We start from the raw sequence: 19,305 nt of genomic DNA on the forward strand, positions 1-19,305 counted from the left end.
TTGGAAGCCCATGCTCAGGATCATTTGTTCAGCCGCCGTTCTTTTGGCCTCGGCAGGCGTCGCCTCGGCGGACAGCCGCCTCGCCATCAACGTCCGCGACCTGGCTTCGCGGGAAGGCGCGGCAGCCTTCGACCGCGATGTGATGCGCGCCGCCCGGCGTCTCTGCCAGAGATACAGCGGCGTCGCCCGCATCCGCTGCCTGGGCGGCGTGCGCGACGAGGCTCTGGAGAAACTGCCGCAGTCGGCCCGGCTGACCTATGCGCAGGCGCGCGCACGGGCAGGATGAATCACAGCCAACGCGTCCGCTTGAAGGTGACGTACAGGCCGATGCAGATGGCGACGATGAAGGCCAGAACGGCCGGATAGCCATAGGTCCAGCGCAGCTCCGGCATGTGTTCGAAATTCATGCCGTAGATGCCCGCCACCGCCGTCGGCGTGGCCAGGATGGCGGCCCAGGCGGCCAGCTTGCGGGTGATGACGCCCTGGCGCTGCTGCTCCAGCAGGTTGGACACCTCGAACACCGAGGCCAGGATGTCGCGCAGGCCCGCCGCCCGGCTGGCGACGCGGCGCACATGGTCGGCCACGTCGCGGAAGTAGGGCCGCACCTCGCGGTCGATGCAGGGCAGGTCCAGCGACTGCAGCTTGACGCTGACTTCCTCCATCGGCCCAAGCACCCGGCTGAACTTCACCAGTTCGCGGCGCAGCTGGAACAGGCGGGTGATGTCGGCGCGCGACAGGAAGCTGTCCAGGGCCACCTGCTCCATCTCCAGCACCTTGTCCTCGATGGCGTCGATGATGGGGATGTAGCCGTCGACGATGAAGTCCAGCACTCCGTGCAGGATGAAGTCCGGGCCGTGGCTCAGCTGGTGGGGCGAGGCCTCCAGCTGGGCGCGCAACTGGGTGTGGGCGCGGGCCGAGCCGTGGCGGATGGTGATGACGTAGTTGGGGCCGATAAAGACGTGAGTCTCGCCGTACAGGATGCGGTCGCCCTTGGCCTGGGCCGTGCGGGCGACGATGAACAGTTCGGAGCCATAGACCTCCAGCTTGGGGATCTGGTGCGCCGTCAGGGCGTCCTCGACCGCCAGGGGGTGCAGGTGGAAACGTCGGACCAGGACATCGAACTCCTCGTCCGTCGGCTCATGCAGGCCGATCCACAGGTATTCGCCCTTGGCCAGGGCCAGGCCCTGATCCGTCAGCGGCGCCGCGCGCACCCGCTTGCCGTCCTTGTAGACGTAGGAGGCGACGACGCTCATGGGCGCTCCTTCTTTGGCGGGGCCGCGGTCAGAAGGCTCGACCCTGGCTGCTTCGCGCCGCCTTACGGGTCTCGACCCGACGCGGCCCGTGACGCCGCCAAGGCTTAGCATGAACGCGGGCGCCGTCGAGGCCCCCTCTTCGTCATCCTCGGGCTTGACCCGAGGATCGAGCGCCGAGCCCCGCGACGGGTCATCGTTAAGCAGGCCGACAATCCGATCCTCGGGTCAAGCCCGAGGATGACGGCGTATGAACGAACTAAGAAAAGGCCCGGCGGATCACTCCGCCAGGCCCTCTCTTTGGTTGGGCCGCGGTCAGAAGGCTTTCGCCTTCTCGACCCGACGCGGCCCTAGGCGCTAACGGGCCTCAAGTAGCCCGAAGGGCGGTAGGCCCACTCTTAAGAAGTCGGGAAGCCGCGCACCTTCAGCAGGGCCGCCACGTCCGGATTGCGGCCGCGGAACTGGCGATAGGCGTCGCCGCGGTCGGTGGTGTTGCCCGGCGCCAGGATGATCGACTTGAAGCGGCCGCCGATCTCCGGGTTGAAGACGTCGCCGGACTCTTCGAAGTAGGCCCAGGTGTCGGCGTCCATCACTTCCGACCACAGGTAGGAATAGTAGCCGGCCGAATAGGCGTCCGAGGTGAACAGGTGATTGAACTGCGGCAGGCGGTGCCGCATCACGATCTCCTTGGGCATGCCCAGACGGTCCAGCGAGGCTTTCTCGAAGGCGGCGATGTCGGTCGGCGGCGTCGCCTGCGTGTGCAGGTCCATGTCGACCAGGGCCGAGGACAGGTAGCTGACCGTGGCGTAGCCCTGGTTGAAGGTCGAGGAGGCCTCGATCTTGTCCACCAGCGCCTGCGGCATCGGCTGGCCCGTCTCCACGTGCTTCATATAGCCATCGAGGATGGGCCGGGTCAGCACCCAGTGCTCATGCACCTGCGACGGATATTCCACGAAGTCGCGCGGCGTATTGCCGAACGACGGATAGGTCACCACCGACGAGAAGTAGTGCAGGGCGTGGCCGAACTCGTGGAACAGGGTCTCGGCGTCGTCCAGCGAGATCAGCAGGGGCTGACCGTCCGGCGCCTTGACGAAGTTGTTGTTGTTCGAGGCCAGGATCGGCTTGGAGCCGGTCAGCTGCGAGAAGGACCGATAGGTGGTCATCCAGGCGCCCGAACGCTTGCCCGGACGGGCGAAGTCGTCGGCGTAGAACAGGCCGATCAGCTTGCCGGTGGCCTTGTCCGTGACCTCATAGGTGGTCACGTCCGGCTCGAAGGTCGAGACGGTCCCCTTGGCCAGCGGCTTGAAGACGAAGCCGTACAGGCGCTCGGCCATGTAGAAGGAGGCCGCGCGCACGGCGTGCAGTTCGAAGTAGGGCTTCAGCTCGTTCTGATCGAGGTCGTACTTCGCCTTACGCACCTTCTCGGCGTAGTAGAGATAGTCCCACGGCTCGATGTCGTGACCGGCGATCGCCTTCATGTCGGCGACTTCCTCGGCGACGCGGGCCTTGGCCGGGGCCCAGACGCGTTGCATCAGGTCCATCGCTGCGGCCGGGGTCTTGGCCATGGTGTCCTGCATGCGCCATTCGGCGTGGTTGCCGAAGCCCAGCAGCTTGGCGCGCTGCTGACGCAGGGCGACGATACGGGCGATGGTCGACTTGGTGTCGTTGGCGTCGCCGTTGTCGCCGCGCTTGACGAACTTGGTCCAGACCTGCTGGCGCAGGGCGCGGTCGTCGGCGAAGGTCAGGAAGGGATCGACGCTGGAGCGGGTGTTGATGATGGCCCAGCCCTGGACGTTGCGCGAACGCGCGGCGGCGGCGGCGGCGGCCTTGTTGGAGTCCGGCAGGCCCTTCAGCCCGGCCTCATCAGTGATGACGGTCCAGGTGTTCTCGTCGGCCACGACCTTCTGGCCGAAGCTGGTGAAGGCGTTCGACAGATCGGTGTTGATGCGGCCCAGCTCGGCCTTGCCCGCGGCGTCCAGGGCGGCGCCGTTGCGCACGAAGGCGTCGCGGCTGCGCTCGGCCAGACGCTTCTGCTGGGGGTTCAGGCCTGCGGCGTCAGCGCCGTCGGCCACAGCCTTGATGCGGGCGAACAGCTTTTCGTTGAAGGTGATCTCGTCCGAGGCGGCCGACAGGATCGGCGACAGCTCGGTTTCCAGCACGTCCCACTGCTCGCCGCCGATGTTCGAGGTCATGACGCTGAACACGTTCATGGCGCGGTCCAGCGGCTCGCCCGCCATCTCCATCGCCGCCATGGTGTTGGCGAAGGTCGGCGCCTCAGGGTTGTTCGCGATGGCGGCGATGTCGGCGCGTTGCAGTTCGATGCCTTCCAGGATGGCTTCGCGCATCTTGGGCGCCGTCACCTTGGCCCACGGCGGCACGCCTTCATACGGACCGGTCCAGGGCTGCAGCAGCTCGGCGCGCGGCGCGGTCGCCGGCAGGACGGCGCGGGCGATCCGGGCCTCATCGGCGGTCGTCAGGGCGGCGACGGCGCCGCTCACCGCGTTCTCCACGGCCCCGGCCGAAGCGCAGCCCGACAGGGCGAAGAGGCTCGCGCCTCCGATGAGAAGATGGCGTCTATGCATCCAGGTCTCCCAACCATAGCTGTTTTGGACATCCTTCGGCGCAGGGTCCGAGAGCGTCCCATAAATCCGGTTTAGTCCTAAGTATTGGACGGCGAAACCCCGCAGGTCTAAAGGCCGCTGCATGGCGATAGGCGTTTTCGACTCCGGCGTGGGGGGCCTGACGGTCCACCGCGAACTCACGACCCGCTTTCCGACGCGGGACTTCATCTATCTGGGCGATCAGGCGCACGCCCCCTATGGCGGGCGCGGCGGCGAGGACATCGTCGAACTGACCCGCGCCGGATGCGAGCGCCTGTTCGAGGCGGGCGCCTCTATCGTCGTGCTGGCCTGCAACACAGCCTCGGCCATTGCGCTGCGCCGTCTGCAGCAGACCTGGATTCCGGAGATGCGCGAAAAGCTGGGCCGTCCGATCAACGTGCTGGGCATCATCGTGCCCACCATCGAGGCGGCCACCGGCCTGCCCTGGTCCTATGAGGCCGAACGCAACGGGCGGCTGGAAGGCGAGAAGAAGCAGGCCATCGACGTCACCGGCGTCTTCTGCACCGCCGCCACGGCCATGAGCCGCGTCTATGAGATCGAGATCGACAAGCGCCGCGACGACCTGGCCGTCTTCACCGAGGCCTGCCCCGGCCTGGCGGGCCTGATCGAACTGGGCGCCCCGCCGGAGGAGTTGAAGGTGGTCATCGACGACCACGTCGACGCCTTGCGCCGCCGGATCGGCCGCCATCCGGACAAGGCCGTCCTGGGCTGCACCCACTATGAGATCGTGGCCGACCTGTTCGCCCAGGCCCTGCCGCCCGGCGTCCAGATCATCAGCCAGCCCGCCGCCGTCGCCGACTCGCTGGAGCGCTATTTCGGGCGCCATCCGGAATATGAGTTGGGCTCCTCGGCCCGCCGCGACTTCCTGACCACCGGAACGCCTGGCCCGCAATCGGACCTGGTCGCCCAGTTCTGGGGCGCGCCCCTGACGTTCGAGGCGGCCTAAGACGCCCCGCCGCTATTCCGCCGATCGCGTCGCGTTACGACGCTGGCCGAAGGTCGGCGCCCGCTCCTTCTGCTGCGCCCAGTAGGCCGGGCCGTCGTCCGGCTTGAACATGGTGCGCGGCACGCCGTTGCGGTCGACCACGGCGAAGGTGTTGGTCGCGGCCTGATAGAAGAGGGTGTCGCCGTTGGCGCGCTTCACCGTCTCGGTTCCCTTCGGCGTCGCCTCGGTGAAGCTCCGCACCTTCTGCAGGTAGTCGTCGGCCGAGCGGGCGCCGAAGTCGGCGCCGTTTCGCTCATACAGCCGCTGCACCTTGGCGTCGGCGGTCTCGCGCCGGTTGGCGGTGACGGCGGGTTTGGCCGCGTCCGGCGACGCGGCGGCCGCCGCATCGTCCGGCCCGCTCGCCGAGATCAAGCCGACCGGCTCGGCGGCGCTGCGATCGCGCGTCTCGACCGCCGAACCGCCGCTATCGCATCCCGCCAGAGCCAGAACCGCCGCAGCCAGAGCCGCAGACATCCGCATACGCATGGCGCCCCTCCCGATATCTCTGAAGAACGCAGTTAGGCATGATTTTCATCGCCCGGCAAAGCCCTGTCGCGCAAACGGGGGCGACGTCGCTTTGTCTCGACGCCGTCACGCCACGCCGCTAGACCTTGGTTCATGACCGCACCCTCGCTTTCCAGCGCCCTGGCCGGCCGCAAGGTCCTGCTGATCATCGGCGGCGGCATCGCCGCCTATAAGGCGCTGGAGCTGATCCGCCTGCTCAGCAAGGCGGGCGTCGAAGTGATGACCGTGTTGACCAGAGCCGGGGCCGAGTTCGTCACCCCCATGTCGCTGGCGGCCCTGACCGGCCAGCCGGTCCGACAGGACCTGTTCATGCCGGACGACGAAACCGCCATGGGCCATATCGAACTGTCGCGCTGGGCCGATCTGGTAGTGGTCGCGCCCGCCACGGCCGGGCTGATCGCCAAGGCGGCCAACGGCATGGCCGACGACCTGGCCTCGACCACGCTTCTGGCCACCGACAAGAAGGTGCTGCTGGCCCCGGCGATGAACGTGCGCATGTGGCTGCACCCGGCGGTTCAGGCCAATGTCGCGCGGCTGAAGGGGTTCGACGGCTTCCACGGCACGGCCGTGGTCGGACCGGACGACGGCGTCATGGCCTGCGGCGAGTTCGGGCCAGGCCGCATGGCCGAGCCCCCGGTCATCCTGGACGCCATCGCCCGTCTGCTTGCCGGACCGGATGGACGCCCGCTGACCGGCCGCACCGCCGTGGTGACGGCCGGGCCGACGTTCGAGCCGATCGACCCGGTGCGCGGCCTGACCAACCGCTCCAGCGGCAAGCAGGGCTATGCGGTCGCCGCCGCCCTGGCCGAACTGGGGGCGCAGGTGACGCTGATCTCCGGCCCGGTGGCGCTGGACGCGCCCGTGGGCGTGACCCGCGTCTGGGTCGAGGCCGCCACGGAAATGAAGGCCGCTGTCGACGCGGCGCTCCCGGCCGACATCGCCGTCATGAGCGCCGCCGTCGCCGACTGGCGCGTGGACGGCGTGGCCTCGGGCAAGATCAAGAAGGCGCCGGGCGGGCCGCCGTCGCTGGCGCTGATCGAAAACCCCGACATCCTGGCGGGCGTCTCCGCGCCCGGCCCTCGCCGCCCGAGACTGGTGGTCGGTTTCGCCGCCGAGACCAGCGACCTGGCAGCCAACGCGCGCGCCAAGCTCTCCCGCAAGGGGTGCGACTGGATCGTCGGCAATGACGTCTCGGACGAGGTGTTCGGCTCGGACGGAAACGCCGTGACCCTGTTCACCCGCAATGGCGACGAGCCCTGGCCGCGCCAGTCCAAGACCCAAGTCGCCAGGAAGCTGGCCCAGCGCATCGCCGATCACTTCAAGGCTTGAGACCATGACCGCCCTCCGTATCGAACGCCTGCCCCACGCCGAGGGCTTGGCCCTGCCCGCCTATGAGACCGCCGGTTCGGCCGGCATGGACCTTCGCGCCGCCCTCGCCGAGGGCGAGACCCTGGTGCTGGAGCCCGGCCAGCGCAAATTGGTGCCCACTGGTCTGAAGATCGCCCTGGAGCCCGGGTACGAAGCTCAGGTGCGCCCGCGCTCGGGCCTGGCGCTGAAGCACGGAATCTCGGCGCCGAATTCGCCCGGCACCATCGACAGCGATTATCGCGGCGAGGTCGGGGTCATCCTGGTCAACCACGGCGAGCTGCCGTTCGAGATCAAGCGCGGCGACCGCATCGCCCAGATGGTGATCGCCCGCTACGAGCAGGCGCAGATCGTCGAGGTCGAAGCCCTGGACGAAACCGACCGGGGCGCGGGCGGATTCGGTTCAACCGGGCGTTGATGAAGACTCTACTTTCACATCCTTAGATACTGGTTTAGCGTGGCGGTCATGAACACGCTGGAACAGCTCGTCTACTTCAGCCGGTCACGGCTCGCTCGCGAAGACGAGGCTAAGGCGATCGCCGACATCGTCGATGTCGCGGCTTATTTGAACGCCCGCAACGGCATCAGCGGGGCCCTGACCCTGCAAGACGGCGTGTTCGTTCAGATCCTCGAAGGCTCGCCCAGCGCGCTGGATATCCTCATGCTGCATCTGCATTTCGATGAACGGCATGAAGATATCGAGGTGTTGGTCAGGGACACGATCGAGCGCCGCAGCTTCGCCGCGTGGGGAATGACGGCGCCGTCGCCTCGTCAGTCCGAGGCGCTCCGACACCTGATCGCAGCCCGCTCGCAGGACCTTTGCGCCTGGCGCGCCGCCATGACCGAACTGTTGTCCGAAGCGGCCTGAGGCCGCGATACGATCGCGCTCTAGTCTGTCACGCCTGACGGAAGCCCAGCACGTCCTGCATGTCGTAGAGGCCGGGGCGGCGGTTGCGCACCCAGGCGGCGGCGGCCACCGCGCCCTTGGCGAACAGGCTGCGGTCGATCGCTGAATGCGACAGGGTCAGCATCTCGTCTTCCGAGGCGAACATGACGGTGTGTTCGCCGATCACCCCGCCGGCGCGCAGGGAGGCGAAGCCGATCTTGCCCGGCTCGCGCGGGCCGGTGATGCCGTCATAGGGGGCGCTTTGCAGCTCGGCCAGCTCGCGGCCCCGGCCGTTGGCGGCCGCCTCGCCCAGCATCAGGGCCGTGCCCGAAGGCGCGTCGACCTTGCGCCGGTGATGGGTCTCCAGCACCTCGATGTCCCAGTCGCGCGCGTCGAGCCGCAGGGCGGCGTGCTCGACCAGGCCGATCAATATGTTCACGCCCAGCGAGAAGTTGCCGCTCATGACGATGGCGATCTTCTCGGCGGCGGCCTCGATCTCGGCCTCCTGCTCGGGCGCCAGCCCGGTGGAGCCGATCACCAGGGCCGGACCGCCCGCCTCGGCGCAGGCCTTGGCCAGAGCCACCGAGGCCTCGGGCGTCGAGAAGTCGATGATGACGTCGCACAGCTTCAGATCGACGGTCTCGCCGCGATCGAAACGGGCGGCGACCACCACGTCCTCGCGGGCGTCCAGAACCTGAGACACGGCGCGGCCCATGCGGCCCCGGGCGCCGGAGATGCCGGCGTGGAAGATGTCGCTCACGCGGTCTCTTTCGGATTGTCGGCGTCGCCGCCCAGGATGTCGGCCCAGAAGCGCTTGGCCTTGCCGGCGAAGCTGGTGTTGCGCGGGGTCTGGCTCTCGCCCAGCGACGCGGCCAGTTCAGCCAGCAGCTCCTTCTGGCGGGCGTTCAGATCCGTCGGCGTCTCGACGAACAGCTCGACCACCAGGTCGCCGCGGCCGCGCCCGTTCAGGTGCGGCATGCCCTTGCCCTTGATGCGGACGGTCTTGCCGGTCTGGGCGCCCGCAGGCACCTCGACCGGGGCCTTGCACTTCCCGTCGCAGGCGTCCGAGATCAGGCAGGGCGCGTCCACAACGCCGCCCAGGGCCGCCACCGTCATCGGCACCGGCACCGTGACCAGCAGATCCAGGTTGTCGCGCTCGAACAGTTCGTGCGGCGTGACCGACAGGAAGACGTAAAGGTCGCCGCGCGGCCCGCCGCGCTGGCCCGCCTCGCCCTCGCCCGACAGGCGGATGCGCGAACCGTCGTCGACGCCCGCCGGCACCTTGAGGCTGAGCTTGCGGGTCTTGCGGACCTGGCCGTGGCCCCGGCAGGTGGTGCAGGGGTCGGCGATCATCTCGCCCGAGCCGCCGCAGCGGGGGCAGGTGCGCTCGACCTGGAAGAAGCCGTTGGCCTGACGCACCCGCCCGGCGCCGCCGCAGGTGTTGCAGATGGTCGGCTTGGTGCCCGCCTTGGCGCCCGAGCCGTCGCAGACCTCACAGCTCATCAGGGTCGGGATGGCGATCTCGACCTCGGCGCCCTGATAGGCTTGCTCCAGCGTGATCTCAAGGTCGTAGCGCAGGTCCGAGCCGCGGCGCGGCCCGTGGTTCTGGCGTCCGCCGCCGCCCCGGCCGCCGAAGGCGTCTCCGAAGGCGTCGCCGAAGACCTGGGAGAAGATGTCGTTGATGTCGTGGAAGCCCGCGCCGCCCTGGCCGAACGGGTTGCCCCCGCCCGCGCCGCCACCGTTGACGCCGGCATGGCCGAAACGATCATAGGCCGCGCGCTTCTGCTCGTCGGACAGGACGGTGTAGGCCTCGGAAATCTCCTTGAAGCGGGCCACGGACTCTTCAGAGCCGCCGTTGCGGTCAGGGTGGTGTTCCATCGCCAGCTTGCGATAGGCGCTCTTGAGCGCGGCCGCATCGACCGTCTGCTCGACCCCCAGAATCTCGTAATAGTCACGTTGCGCCATCAGGCGTTCGTCCTCTTACTTTCCCGCCGCTTCAGGCCTCTCTTGATCGGAGGCGCTCCGTTTGCGGATGACCGGCAGCCTGCCTGATGACATGGGCGCCCGGTCCAATGATGCAAGTTTCATGAAACGGCCCCGCCTGCCGTCTGACAAGCGGGGCCGAACATTAGCCAGGCGCCGTCTTAGGCGTCCTTCTTCTCGTCCGCGTCCGAGACTTCCTCGAACTCGGCGTCGACCACGCCGTCGTCGGCCGGTTGGCCCTCGGCGCCGCCTTCAGCCCCGCCCTGCTGGGCGGCGTACATGGCCTCGCCCAGCTTCATCGAGGCCTGAGCCAGGGTGTTGGTCTTCTCGCGGATGGCCTCGGGGTCCGTGCCGTCCTTGGCCGACTTCAGATCGTCCAGGGCCGACTGGATGGTCGCCTTGGTCGCTTCGTCGATCTTGTCGCCGTGCTCGGCCAGGGCCTTCTCGGTCGAGTGGACCAGGCTGTCGGCGCCGTTCTGGGCCTCGACCAGCTCCTTGCGGGCCTTGTCGGCGGCAGCGTTGGCCTCGGCTTCCTTGACCATCTGCTCGATGTCCGCGTCCGACAGGCCGCCGTTGGCCTGAATGCGGATCGACTGCTCCTTGTTGGTCGCCTTGTCCTTGGCGGTGACGTGGACGATGCCGTTGGCGTCGATGTCGAAGGCGACCTCGATCTGCGGCATGCCGCGCGGCGCCGGCGGGATCCCCATCAGATCGAACTGACCCAGGATCTTGTTGTCGGCGGCCATCGGACGCTCGCCCTGGAAGACGCGGATCGTCACGGCCGACTGATTGTCGTCAGCGGTCGAGAAGGTCTGGGCCTTCTTGGTCGGGATGGTGGTGTTGCGCTCGATCAGCGGGGTGAACACGCCGCCCAGCGTCTCGATGCCCAGCGTCAGCGGGGTCACGTCCAGCAGCAGCACGTCCTTGACGTCGCCTTGCAGCACGCCCGCCTGAACGGCGGCGCCCAGGGCCACGACCTCGTCCGGGTTCACGCCCTTGTGCGGCTCCTTGCCGAAGAAGGCCTTCACGGCCTCCTGCACCTTGGGCATGCGGGTCATGCCGCCGACCAGCACCACTTCGTCGATGTCCGAAGCCTTCAGGCCGGCGTCGGCCAGGGCCTTCTTACACGGCTCGATGGTGCGGGCGACCAGGTCGTCGACCAGGGCTTCCAGCTTGGCGCGCGACAGCTTGATGTTCAGGTGCAGCGGGCCCGACTGGTTCATGGTGATGAACGGCAGGTTGACCTCGTACTGGGTCGTCGAGGAAAGCTCCTTCTTGGCCTTTTCGGCCTCTTCCTTCAGGCGCTGCAGGGCCAGCTTGTCCGAGCGCAGGTCGACGCCCTGCTCCTTCTTGAACTCGTCGGCCAGGTAGTCGACCAGACGCATGTCGAAGTCTTCGCCGCCCAGGAAGGTGTCGCCGTTGGTCGACTTCACCTCGAACACGCCGTCGCCGATCTCCAGGATCGAGACGTCGAAGGTGCCGCCGCCCAGGTCGTAGACGGCGATCTTCTGACCGTCGTTCTTCTCAAGACCGTAGGCCAGGGCCGCTGCGGTCGGCTCGTTGATGATGCGCAGGACTTCCAGGCCGGCGATCTTGCCGGCGTCCTTGGTCGCCTGACGCTGGGCGTCGTTGAAATAGGCCGGAACGGTGATGACGGCCTGGGTGACCTTCTCGCCCAGATAGGCCTCTGCGGCCTCCTTCATCTTGCCCAGGGTGAAGGCCGAAACCTGCTGGGGCGAATAGTCCTTGCCGTGGGCCTGGACCCAGGCGTCGCCGGTCGGGCCCTTGACGATCTCAAAGGGCACCATGCCCTTGTCCTTGGCCACCACCGGGTCATCGAAATTGCGGCCGATCAGGCGCTTGATGGCGAAGAAGGTGTTGGCGGGGTTGGTCACCGCCTGACGGCGCGCGGGCTGGCCGACGAGGATTTCGCCGCCGTCCTGAATGGCGACCACCGACGGGGTGGTGCGGGCGCCTTCGGCGTTTTCGATGACCTTGGGGTTCTTGCCGTCCATGACGGCGACGCACGAGTTGGTCGTGCCGAGGTCGATGCCGATGATCTTGGCCATGGGCTTGTCTTTTTCACTCCTTGCGGCGGGCGATGCGGCGGCCTTGGATCAAGCGCCGCGCGTGACCGCCCCCTGATGGGCTTTTGAAATCATGCCGCGCCGGACGCGAGGCCCGGTGCGGCGGTGGACGAGGTCGGCGGACAAACCCCTAACGAAAAGGGGGTTATCGCCGGATTGGCTCGGATATGGGAAAGTCCGCAGGGCCCGCAAGGCCTTGTGTGCGGTTCGGGGCAGATTCCGCGCCTTATGGCGGACAAGGACGCATCGCGCCGCTAAATTCGGCCGATGACCTCGCAAATCCCGCCCCCAGCGCTTCCCGAAACCCCGACCGCCCTGCCCGGCTTTCGGCTGTGGCCCGGCCTGCTGGACGCGGCGGCGCAAGGCGAACTGCTGGCTCAGGTGCAGGCAGGGCTGGACGCAGCCCCCCTCTATCGGCCGACGACGCCCGGCGGACGGCCCTTTTCGGTGCGGATGAGCAACTTCGGCGCTGTGGGCTGGGTGTCGGACCGTCAGGGCTATCGCTATCAGCCCACACACCCGGCGACCGGAGCGCCCTGGCCCGCCATCCCGGCCCGCCTGCTGGACCTGTGGGACGCCCTGACGGGCTGGCCCGACCCGCCCGACGCCTGCCTGGTCAACCTCTATCAGGGCGAGGCGAAGATGGGCCTGCATCAGGACAAGGACGAACGCGACCTGACGGCGCCGGTGCTGTCGGTCTCTCTGGGCGATACGGCGGTGTTCCGCGTCGGCCCGGCCCCCGACGAAACCGGAAAGGGCGGCGCCACCAGCACGGTGCGCCTGGCCTCCGGCGACGTCTGCGCCCTGACCGGACCTGCAAGGCTGGCGCGCCACGGGATCGACCGGCTTCTGGCGGGCTCTTCGCGACTGCTGCCCGACGGCGGGCGGATCAATCTGACGCTGCGGGTCGCGGCCTAGACGGAAAGACTCGACGGCGGAGGGAAAGCCGAGTCACTGTCGCCGCTTCCACAGCGCCGACAGGAGACCCGCGATGACCCTGATCACCCGGCCCGAGGGCCTGAGCCCCGACCAGATCGCCCCCAGCCGCCGCAGCCTGGGCGTGGCGACCGCCGGCGGGCTGTTCTTCGCCGCCTACGCCCCCGCCGCCCTTAGCCAGTCGGCCCAGCCGATCGCCACCGACGCGGCGGGGCTGATCACGCAGGACGCAGCCTATCCAGCGCCTGACGGCTTCAGCCTGCCCGCCTATGTCGCCCGGCCCGAAGGCGCCGGCCCCTTCCCGGTCGTCATCGTCGTGTCCGAGATTTTCGGCGTGCACGAATACATCCGCGACGTCTGCCGCCGCCTGGCCAAGGCGGGCTACGCCGCCGTGGCGCCCGCCTTCTTCGTGCGCGTCCAGGACCCGGCCCCGCTCAGCGACATGCAGGCGATCCAGCGCATCGTCGCCGCCGCCAGCTACGATCAGGTGATGGGCGACATCAGCGCCACCCTGGACTGGATCGGCGCCCAGTCCTGGGCCAAGGCCGACCAGGTCGGCATCACCGGCTTCTGCTGGGGGGGCAAGGTGGTGTGGCAGGCGATGGCCCGCTTCCCGACGCTGGACGCCGGGGTCGCCTGGTACGGCCGCCTGTCGCCCGCCGCCAATGCGAGCGACGAACAGAAGGCGGCGGGCCGCCCCTGGCCCATCGACCTGGCGGGCGAACTTAAGGCGCCGGTGCTGGGCCTTTACGGCGGCCAGGACAGCGGCATTCCCAATGATACGGTCAAGGCGATGAACGAGGCGCTGAAGGCCGCAGGGCGGACCGACAGCCAGATCGTCCTCTATGACGACGCCCCGCACGGCTTCCACGCCGACTACCGCGCCTCCTACCGCGAGGCGGACGCCAAGGACGGCTGGCGGCGGCTGCTCGAACTGTTCGATTCGAAATTGAAGGGCTGACCCTTCTTCCCGCTCACCCCGCGGACGCCGTGGCCCAGTGCTTTGGCCGCAAGCGCCGCGCATGAAGTTCTCACTGGATCCCGGCTTCCGCCGGGATGAGCGGTTTATGTGTTGGCGAATACAAACCGGCCCGACACGCTTGCGCCGGGCCGTCGTCGTTGCAGCAGGCGAAAGCCTCAGGCCTTGGCGTCGAAATTCCCGCCGGTCGTGTTCGGATCGGCATAGGCGCCGCCCGTCGCGGGGCCGGAGCCCTTGGCCGCGACCACCACCATCGCGGCGCGCACGGTCCGGCCGAACAGGGCGTAGCCCGGCTGCAGCGTCTGGATGACGGCGCCGCCCGGCACGGTGTCCGAGGGCTGCTCCATCATCGCCTGATGCAGGTGCGGGTCGAAGGCGTCACCCGGCGCCGGGTCGACGCGGGTCAGGCCGTTGGCCTCAAAGGCCGACAGCAGGGACTTCTGCGTCAGCTCCAGCCCCGTCACCATGGCCGCCGTCGGGCCTTCGGCGTCCTTGGGCGCCGCCGCCAGACCGCGCTCCAGCGTATCGGCCACGCCCAGCAGATCCTTGGCGAAGCGCTGGATGGCGTAGGCGCGCGCGTCGTTCTGCTGCGTCTCGGCGCGACGCTTGGTGTTCTCGGCATCGGCCACGGCGCGCAGGGCGCGGTCCTTCCACTGATCGCGCTCGGCGATCAGGGCGTCGACCACGGCGTTTTCATCGCCTTCAGGCGCAGCTTCGCCTTCGTGGATGTCCTGCTCGAGTTGGTCCCGGGTCTCGTCGTTGATGTCGTTCACGTCTCTTGTCCGTCCAGAATCCGGCCCAGCACCCGGGCGGTATAGTCCACCAACGGTATGACACGGGCGTAGTTCAACCGCGCGGGCCCGATGACGCCGATGGCGCCCAGCACCCGCTGCCGGCCCGACATATAGGGCGCCGCGATCACGGCGGAACCCGAAAGCGAAAAGAGTCGCGTTTCCGCGCCGATATAGATGCGCACGCCCTGGGCCGCGCCGACATCGTCCAGCAGGCCGATCAGCTGTTCCTTCTGCTCCAGATCGTCGAACAGGACGCGCACCCGCTCCAGATCCTCGGCCGCGCGGGCGTCCTGCAGAAGGTTGCCGCGCCCGCGCACGATCAGGTTGCGGTCGTGGCCCGCGCCGCCTGCGCCGCCGCTCCAGGCGGCCAGTCCATCCTCGACCAGACGGGCGGCGGCGGCGTCCAGATCGCGCCGCGCGGCCTCCATCTCGGCCTTCATCTCATGGCGCGCCTCGGCCAGCGGACGGCCCTTCAACCGGGCGCTGAGGAAGTTAGACGCCTCCTGCAGGGTCGAAGGGGTGACGCCCGGCGCCAGGTTCATCAGCCGGTTCTCGACCACCCCGTCGTCGGCGACCAGCACCGCCAGCGCCTGTCCGCCGCCCAAGGCCACGAACTCGACATGGCGCACCCCGGCTTCGCGCACGGGGCTGGCGACGATGCCCGCCCCGCCCGCGAGACCCGACAGCAGCGACGAGGCCGCATCCAGCGCCTCCTCGACATTGCGCCCGCCGCCCTTGGCGCCCAGCACCGCCAGGCGGGCGTCGATCTCGCGCCGCTCCTCCTGACCGATGTCGCCGACTTCCAACAGGCCGTCCACGAATAGGCGCAGGCCCGCATGGGTCGGCGCCCGCCCGGCCGAGGTATGCGGCGAGGCCAGCAGCCCGGCCTGCGTCAACGCCTGCATGGTGTTGCGGATCGAGGCGGGCGACAGGTCCAGCCCGGCGCGCGCCAGGGTGTGCGACCCCACCGGCTCGCCCGTCTCCAGATAGGTCTCGACCACCCGGCGGAAGATGTCGCGCGCCCGCGCATCCAGCGTCGCCAGACCGGGCGAGGGGTAAAGCAGGCTCATGTCGGCGCCCTCCGTCCCGCCGGAACGGACGGGGCAGGCGCCGCAAACAGGTCAGGGCGGGACAGGCTCATGGTTTCAGGATAAGCACGCGCCATCCCGCTTCCAAGGAATTCCCATGCGCCCGTCCGAACGCACCCCTGAACAACTCCGCACCGTCACGCTGGAAACCGGCGTCAACCGCTACGCCGAGGGCTCCTGCCTCGTCTCCTTCGGCCATACCAAGGTGCTGGTGACGGCCTCGATCGAGGAGAAGGTGCCGGGCTGGATGCGCAACAGTGGTCAGGGCTGGGTCACGGCCGAATACGGCATGCTGCCGCGCGCCACCCACACGCGCGGCCGGCGCGAGGCCGCCGCCGGCAAGCAGTCGGGCCGCACCCAGGAGATCCAGCGCCTGATCGGCCGCTCCTTGCGCGCCGTGGTCGACCTGAAGGCGCTGGGCGAGCGTCAGGTGCTGATCGACTGCGACGTGATCCAGGCCGACGGCGGCACCCGCACCGCCTCCATCACCGGCGCCTGGGTGGCGATGGCCTCGGCGCTCAACTACCTCAAGGACGAGGGCGTGCTGACGACTGACCCGATCCTGGACCAGGTGGCGGCCGTGTCCTGCGGCGTGTTCAAGGATCTGCCGGTGCTGGACCTCGACTATGAGGAGGACTCCACCGCCGAGGCCGACAGCAACTTCGTCCTGACCGGGGCGGGCCAGATCGTCGAGATCCAGGCCACCGGCGAGAAGCGCGGCTTCAGCCGGGCCGAGTTCGACCGCCTGTTCGAATTGGCGGAAATCGGCTGCGCCGAGCTGTTCGCCCTGCAGCGCGCCGCCGTCGAAGCCGCCCGCCGATAAGACTTTTCGCGGAGCCGGATCGGGGTCATCGTCGTTGCCAAGGCGAACCCCGATCCGAAAGTCCGCACATGACCCGACTGTCTCTTCTGGCCTGCCTGTCCCTGAGCGGGCTGCTGATCGCCTGCCAGCCGCGCCCCGAACCGGCCACGTCGGCGCCGACGCCAGCGCCCGCCCCGGCCCGCGAACCCGAAGCCCGCCTGCCCGAAGGCCCGGATATGGCGCCCCAGCGCGTACCCATCGACGATCGCCCCTGCCGCGAGACCCTGGGCGAAGCGGCTTCGGCCCGTCTGGTCCAGCGCTGCGTCGCCGTCAGCCCCGCCACGCGCCCGCCCTGCAACGCCGCCAACCCCTGCGACCTGATCCAGAGCGAGATCGACCGCAGTTGCGCGATGTGGACCCGCGACGGCGAAACCGCGCCGAAAGAGTGCAAGAGCTGATCTTCTCCCTCCCCTTCATGGGGAGGGTGGCTGAGGCCGCGAGGCCGAAGCCGGGTGGGGGCGGCTTGGCAAATCAACCGCCGAGGCCAGGATCACCTGGCCCTCCCCACCCGGTCTCCGCTTCGCTTCGACCACCCTCCCCATGAAGGGGAGGAAGAAGGCGCGCTCAAGCAGGGAACCGCCGCGCGACAACCGATAGCGCCCAAAAGAAAAACCCCGGCGGATCGCTCCGCCGGGGCCTTCTTACTTCAGCAATGACGCCGAGGCTTAGTCGCGACGGCGACGGCCGCGGTCGCCGCCGTTGCGGTCGCCGTCACGCTTGGGACGCCCGCCCGTGTCTTCCGACAGCGGAGCTTCGCCGCGCTCAGCGCGCTCGGCGTTGATCTTGTCGGTGATGTCCTCGCCGGTTTCCTGATCGACGACCTTCATCGACAGCTTGGTCTTGCCGCGATCGTCGAAGCCCAGGAACTTGACCTTGACCTCTTGGCCTTCCGACAGGACGTCGGCCGGGTTGGCGACGCGTTCCAGAGCGATCTGGGACACGTGGACCAGGCCGTCCTTGGCGCCGAAGAAGTTCACGAAGGCGCCGAAGTCGACGACCTTCACGACCTTGCCGGTGTAGATCGTGCCGACTTCCGGCTCCGAGGCGATGGACTGGATCCAGGCCTTGGCGGCTTCGATCTTCTCCTGCTCGTTGGCGGCGATCTTGATGGTGCCGTCATCGCCGATGTCGACCTTGGCGCCGGTCTTCTCGACGATTTCGCGGATGACCTTGCCGCCCGAACCGATCACTTCGCGGATCTTATCGACCGCGATCTTGATGGATTCGATCTTGGGCGCGAACTCGCCCAGCTCGGCGCGCGGGGCCTCCATCGCCTTGGACATTTCCTCAAGGATGTGCAGACGGCCGGCCGAAGCCTGCGTCAGGGCCTGCTGCATGATCTCCTTGGTGATGCCGGCGACCTTGATATCCATCTGAAGGCTGGTGATGCCTTCCGAGGTGCCCGCGACCTTGAAGTCCATGTCGCCCAGGTGGTCTTCGTCACCCAGGATGTCCGACAGGATGGCGAACTCGCCCGACGGCTCCAGGATCAGACCCATGGCGATGCCCGAGACCGGACGGACCAGCGGCACGCCGGCGTCCATCAGGGCTAGCGACGAACCGCAGACCGTGGCCATCGAGGACGAGCCGTTGGACTCGGTGATCTCCGACACCAGGCGGATGGTGTAGGGGAAGTCTTCGCGCGACGGCAGCATCGGGCGGATGGCGCGCCAGGCCAGCTTGCCGTGACCGATTTCGCGACGGCCCGGCGAGCCCATGCGGCCCGCTTCACCGACCGAATAGGGCGGGAAGTTGTAGTGCAGCAGGAAGGACTCTTTGTAGGTGCCCGTCAGGCTGTCGATGTACTGCTCGTCCTCGCCGGTGCCGAGCGTGGCGACGACCAGAGCTTGCGTTTCGCCGCGCGTGAACAGCGACGAACCGTGGGTGCGCGGCAGGACGCCGACTTCCGAAACGATGGCGCGGACCTTGTCCAGGGCGCGGCCGTCGACGCGGTGGCTGTTCTCGATGATGTCGCGACGCAGGACGTCGGCTTCGCACTCCTTGAACGCGGCCGAGAACTTCGACGAGTCGACGCCGTCCGGCTTCTCGTCGGTCTTCACCAGGGCCTCGGCGGCCTTCTTCTTGGCGGCGTCCACGCCCGAGCGGCGCTCGTACTTGCCCGGGTGGGCGTAGGCGGCCTTGATCTCTTCGCCGACCAGCGACTTGATCGAGGCGACCACGTCCGAGTGGTCTTCGGCCTGGAAGTCGAACGGCTCCTTGGCGGCGTGCTCGGCCAGGTCGATGATGGCGTCGATCACCGGCTGCATGCCCGCGTGCGCGAACATCAGGGCCTCGAGCATCTTCTCTTCCGACAGCTCCTTGGCTTCGGATTCGACCATCATGATGGCGTCTTGCGTGCCGGCGACGACCAGATCCAGGGCGCTCTCGCCCAGGGTGTCGATGGCCGGGTTCAGCACCAGCTCGCCGTCGATCATGCCGACGCGCGCGGCGCCGATCGGGCCCATGAAGGGCACGCCCGAGATGGTCAGGGCGGCCGAGGCGGCGACCATGCCCAGGATGTCGGGGTCGTTCTCAAGGTCGTGCTGCAGCACGGTGACGATGACCTGGGTCTCGTTCTTGAAGCCCTTGACGAACAGGGGGCGGATCGGGCGGTCGATCAGGCGGGAGACCAGGGTCTCCTTCTCGGTCGGACGGCCTTCCCGCTTGAAGTAGCCGCCCGGGATCTTGCCGGCGGCGAACGTCTTCTCTTGGTAGTTGACGGTCAGCGGGAAGAAATCCAGGCCCGGCTTGGGCTGACGGCCGTAGACGACGGTGGCCAGGACCACGGTCTCGCCGTAGGTCGCCAGCACGGCGCCGTCGGCCTGACGGGCGATGCGGCCCGTCTCGAGGGTCAGCGGGCGGCCGGCCCACTCGATCGTCTTGCGTTTGATATCGAACATGTTTCGTCTTTCGTCTCCCGCGGGCGTATTCCCGTCGGGGGTGT

18 protein-coding genes are annotated in these 19,305 nt (G+C 68.3%); 9 read left to right on the top strand and 9 right to left on the bottom strand.

The features are described 5' to 3' along the window. Positions 1-10: 10 nt before the first annotated feature. Positions 11-286 (top strand): hypothetical protein, encoded by a 276-nt coding sequence (locus PIB44_RS00475; protein ID WP_278070062.1) that lies wholly within the window; start codon positions 11-13, stop codon positions 284-286. A 1-nt stretch (position 287) separates the two neighbouring features. Here PIB44_RS00475 and PIB44_RS00480 read toward each other — a convergent pair whose 3' ends face one another. Both PIB44_RS00480 and PIB44_RS00485 read right to left on the bottom strand, forming a co-directional pair. Further along, positions 288-1,253: a magnesium and cobalt transport protein CorA gene (locus tag PIB44_RS00480; protein ID WP_278070063.1), complete on the bottom strand. Its 966-nt coding sequence runs from the start codon at positions 1,251-1,253 to the stop codon at positions 288-290. A 395-nt stretch (positions 1,254-1,648) separates the two neighbouring features. Next, positions 1,649-3,748: a M3 family metallopeptidase gene (locus PIB44_RS00485; protein ID WP_278070064.1), complete on the bottom strand. Its 2,100-nt coding sequence runs from the start codon at positions 3,746-3,748 to the stop codon at positions 1,649-1,651. A 205-nt stretch (positions 3,749-3,953) separates the two neighbouring features. Here PIB44_RS00485 and PIB44_RS00490 point away from each other — a divergent pair, with 205 nt between their 5' ends. Continuing rightward, positions 3,954-4,817 carry a glutamate racemase gene (locus tag PIB44_RS00490; RefSeq protein ID WP_278070065.1) on the top strand — a complete coding sequence of 288 codons (864 nt, stop codon included), beginning with the start codon at positions 3,954-3,956 and terminating at the stop codon, positions 4,815-4,817. Between the two features lie 12 nt (positions 4,818-4,829). Here the strand turns inward: PIB44_RS00490 and PIB44_RS00495 are convergent, their stop codons facing one another. Then, positions 4,830-5,342, bottom strand: a complete 513-nt coding sequence (locus PIB44_RS00495) for an S-type pyocin family protein (protein ID WP_278070066.1) — start codon at positions 5,340-5,342, stop codon at positions 4,830-4,832. Positions 5,343-5,474: 132 nt separating this feature from the next. Between PIB44_RS00495 and coaBC the strand changes: the two genes are divergently transcribed. From coaBC to PIB44_RS00510, 3 genes are read left to right on the top strand one after another with little or no spacing between them, the layout of a single operon-like run. Next, a complete protein-coding gene (gene coaBC, locus PIB44_RS00500; protein ID WP_278070067.1) occupies positions 5,475-6,710 on the top strand; it encodes a bifunctional phosphopantothenoylcysteine decarboxylase/phosphopantothenate--cysteine ligase CoaBC in 1,236 nt (411 codons plus the stop codon). 4 nt (positions 6,711-6,714) lie between these two features. After that, on the top strand, positions 6,715-7,164 hold the full coding sequence (gene dut / locus PIB44_RS00505) for a dUTP diphosphatase (protein WP_278070068.1): 450 nt from the start codon (positions 6,715-6,717) through the stop codon (positions 7,162-7,164). A 48-nt stretch (positions 7,165-7,212) separates the two neighbouring features. Further along, entirely contained in the window at positions 7,213-7,614 is a 402-nt protein-coding gene (locus tag PIB44_RS00510; RefSeq protein WP_025976347.1) for a BLUF domain-containing protein, read from the top strand. A gap of 28 nt (positions 7,615-7,642) precedes the next feature. Here PIB44_RS00510 and dapB read toward each other — a convergent pair whose 3' ends face one another. From dapB to dnaK, 3 genes are all read right to left on the bottom strand, one after another. Next, on the bottom strand, positions 7,643-8,392 hold the full coding sequence (gene dapB / locus PIB44_RS00515) for a 4-hydroxy-tetrahydrodipicolinate reductase (protein WP_025976348.1): 750 nt from the start codon (positions 8,390-8,392) through the stop codon (positions 7,643-7,645). Continuing rightward, a complete protein-coding gene (gene dnaJ, locus PIB44_RS00520; RefSeq protein ID WP_278070069.1) occupies positions 8,389-9,597 on the bottom strand; it encodes a molecular chaperone DnaJ in 1,209 nt (402 codons plus the stop codon). The genes dapB and dnaJ overlap by 4 nt, the downstream gene beginning before the upstream one ends. Positions 9,598-9,776: 179 nt before the next feature. Further along, on the bottom strand, positions 9,777-11,684 hold the full coding sequence (dnaK, locus tag PIB44_RS00525) for a molecular chaperone DnaK (protein ID WP_025976350.1): 1,908 nt from the start codon (positions 11,682-11,684) through the stop codon (positions 9,777-9,779). A 285-nt stretch (positions 11,685-11,969) separates the two neighbouring features. Here dnaK and PIB44_RS00530 point away from each other — a divergent pair, with 285 nt between their 5' ends. Both PIB44_RS00530 and PIB44_RS00535 read left to right on the top strand, forming a co-directional pair. Then, the gene (locus PIB44_RS00530) at positions 11,970-12,620 is read left to right on the top strand and encodes an alpha-ketoglutarate-dependent dioxygenase AlkB (protein ID WP_278070070.1); all 651 of its coding nucleotides are present in this window, start codon (positions 11,970-11,972) and stop codon (positions 12,618-12,620) included. Between the two features lie 73 nt (positions 12,621-12,693). Next, complete coding sequence (locus tag PIB44_RS00535; protein ID WP_278070071.1) at positions 12,694-13,599, top strand: dienelactone hydrolase family protein; 906 nt, start codon at positions 12,694-12,696, stop codon at positions 13,597-13,599. Between the two features lie 176 nt (positions 13,600-13,775). Here PIB44_RS00535 and grpE read toward each other — a convergent pair whose 3' ends face one another. Beyond that, positions 13,776-14,390 (bottom strand): nucleotide exchange factor GrpE, encoded by a 615-nt coding sequence (gene grpE / locus PIB44_RS00540; protein ID WP_025976353.1) that lies wholly within the window; start codon positions 14,388-14,390, stop codon positions 13,776-13,778. Continuing rightward, positions 14,387-15,481, bottom strand: a complete 1,095-nt coding sequence (hrcA, locus tag PIB44_RS00545; protein WP_278070072.1) for a heat-inducible transcriptional repressor HrcA — start codon at positions 15,479-15,481, stop codon at positions 14,387-14,389. Before hrcA ends, grpE begins: the two co-directional genes overlap by 4 nt. A 115-nt stretch (positions 15,482-15,596) precedes the next feature. Between hrcA and rph the strand changes: the two genes are divergently transcribed. Together rph and PIB44_RS00555 are read left to right on the top strand one after the other, a co-directional pair. After that, entirely contained in the window at positions 15,597-16,322 is a 726-nt protein-coding gene (gene rph, locus PIB44_RS00550; RefSeq protein WP_025976355.1) for a ribonuclease PH, read from the top strand. Positions 16,323-16,390: 68 nt separating this feature from the next. Further along, positions 16,391-16,759: a hypothetical protein gene (locus PIB44_RS00555; protein WP_278070073.1), complete on the top strand. Its 369-nt coding sequence runs from the start codon at positions 16,391-16,393 to the stop codon at positions 16,757-16,759. Between the two features lie 267 nt (positions 16,760-17,026). Here PIB44_RS00555 and pnp read toward each other — a convergent pair whose 3' ends face one another. After that, entirely contained in the window at positions 17,027-19,261 is a 2,235-nt protein-coding gene (gene pnp, locus PIB44_RS00560; RefSeq protein WP_278070074.1) for a polyribonucleotide nucleotidyltransferase, read from the bottom strand. Positions 19,262-19,305: the final 44 nt, after the last annotated feature.

Origin of the sequence: Brevundimonas sanguinis (assembly GCF_029636725.1) — a bacterium.
GTDB classification, from domain to species: domain Bacteria; phylum Pseudomonadota; class Alphaproteobacteria; order Caulobacterales; family Caulobacteraceae; genus Brevundimonas; species Brevundimonas sanguinis.